The 1,829-nt window shown below is 49.6% G+C and carries 2 protein-coding genes; both read left to right on the top strand.

Going from position 1 to position 1,829, the window contains the following annotated elements; genetic code table 11:
* The coding region (locus WCO56_29795; GenBank protein MEI7733795.1) for a tetratricopeptide repeat protein at positions 1 to 921 on the top strand (921 nt) is incomplete at its 5' end.
* A 105-nt stretch (positions 922 to 1,026) separates the two neighbouring features.
* A complete protein-coding gene (locus WCO56_29790; GenBank protein MEI7733794.1) occupies positions 1,027 to 1,563 on the top strand; it encodes a flavin reductase family protein in 537 nt (178 codons plus the stop codon).
* Positions 1,564 to 1,829 lie beyond the last annotated feature (266 nt).

Here is a 1,829-nt window from a genome sequence, read left to right as displayed (position 1 = left end):
ACCAAAACAGCTTACAGAAAAACGACTATGCTAACTCGTAAACTGGGGCTAGGCTGCACCGAAGCCCAGTATTTCATGGGAATGGCTTTTGACGCAGGCGATGGGGTGCCCAAAAATATGGCGCTGTCGTTAGCGTGGTATAGAAAAGCCGCTGCCAAGAACCACCCCTCGGCTTTGTATGACCTAGCCTTGCACTATTTGGAAGAAAAAACCAACCGCGCCTCGATGGAACTGGCCGATAAGTACATGCTAAGAGCTGCCCGGGCAGGGCATCGGGAAGCGCAATTTCAATGTGCCATGACCTGCTTTCGCGGGAATACCATGCCACAGGATTGTGAGGCCGGGAAAAACTGGCTGGCCAAGTCTGCCGCCGAGGGGTGGGCCAAAGCAGAATTTACCCTATACGAAATGTATTTTAATGGTCGTCTGCCCGCTCAGGGATGCTCTCGCTATCCCCAAGATAGGCCAGAGGCAGTCCGTTGGCTTCGGCGCGCAGTTGAGCATGATCACCTGCAAGCCCAAACGATCCTCGCGATTATGTTGATAAGGGGAAAGGACATCCCTCCAGATCAAACTGAAGCCGAAAGATTACTCCGCCATGCCGCAGGACACGGAAATAGTGAGGCGCAAAATGATTTGGGATATGCTATCCTCTCGGGAGCAACCGCGAAACGTGATTTAGTGGAAGCTGCCATGTGGTGTAAGTTAGCTCAAAACCATGCTTTTGATTCGAATATTCTCATGCATGCTCAGGTAAATTATACCAACGTCACCTCTCACCTGTCCTTGAAACAACAAATGGAAGCAGAGCAGTGGGTTAGAGCGTTCCAGGCGCAATCTAAGTCTCAAGCTGATCCCAGGGCAAATGGATGGGAGCATAATCCTGAATACGAATGCGAAGACGGCCAGCTTGGACGCTAGCCGGAGTTGGGACGCGCTGGTATCCAGCAAAGAGTTGGATTATAACCGTATTATGTCGCGTGACGAATGAAGCGGAGATAATCACTATCGAAACGGAGAACCAACATGGCTAAGAAATCCTATCCGCTGTCCAAGGTCTATGGGTTGCTGGAACCGGGGCCAGTTGTTTTGGTCACGACTGCCCGTAATGGCCGCGCTAACATTATGACTATGTCGTGGCACACTATGATGGAGTTTGAGCCGCCGTTGGTTGGTTGCGTCATCAGCAATCGCAACTATTCCTTCGGTCTGTTGAAAGCGACCAAGGAATGTGTCATTAACATCCCTACGGTAGAGATTGCTGAAAAGGTGGTGGGCTGCGGCAATACATCAGGAGCGACTATCGACAAGTTTAAGCATGTTTGCCTGACACCAAAGCCTGCATCGCGAGTTGGGGCGCCTTTGATTGAGGAGTGCTTTGCAAATCTCGAATGTCGCGTTGTGGATACCAGGATGGTGGCCAAGTATTGCATGTTTGTCGTGGAAGTTGTCAAAGCATGGGTCAACCCCGCCGTGAAAAATCCAAAGACGATTCATCATTTTGGACATGGCAACTTCATGGTGGCTGGGAAAAGGATCAGGCTAAAGTCGAAGATGAAGTAGGGCCAGGTTATATTCTAAACGGATGGATTTGGAATTTTCTGGTGAAAAGGCGGCGGGTGAAGGACTGCAAAGACGGCAAGGACGGCAAGGAGGAACAGCGCAGACACAACCACTCAAAGCAAAATCCGGCTTACAAAATCGGGGGAATGGTGGGCGAATAAAGAGAATTTATCATGCGCAATAAATTTCAGTAAAAAACCTTATTGACGAAAAATCGGACTCTCTGTAGTAATACTCACGATCCGCAGTGAGATTATATTACTGCG

This window comes from Verrucomicrobiota bacterium (assembly GCA_037139415.1).
Taxonomy (GTDB): Bacteria; Verrucomicrobiota; Verrucomicrobiia; order Limisphaerales; family Fontisphaeraceae; genus JBAXGN01.
The sequence above is the reverse complement of the archived record's forward strand: the minus strand, read 5'-3'. Positions and strand labels throughout refer to the sequence as shown.

Bases quoted from the DNA above. Each gene is read 5' to 3' on its own strand.
- WCO56_29790 (MEI7733794.1), top strand. From the start codon at position 1,027: ATGGCTAAGAAATCCTATCCGCTGTCCAAGGTCTATGGGTTGCTGGAA.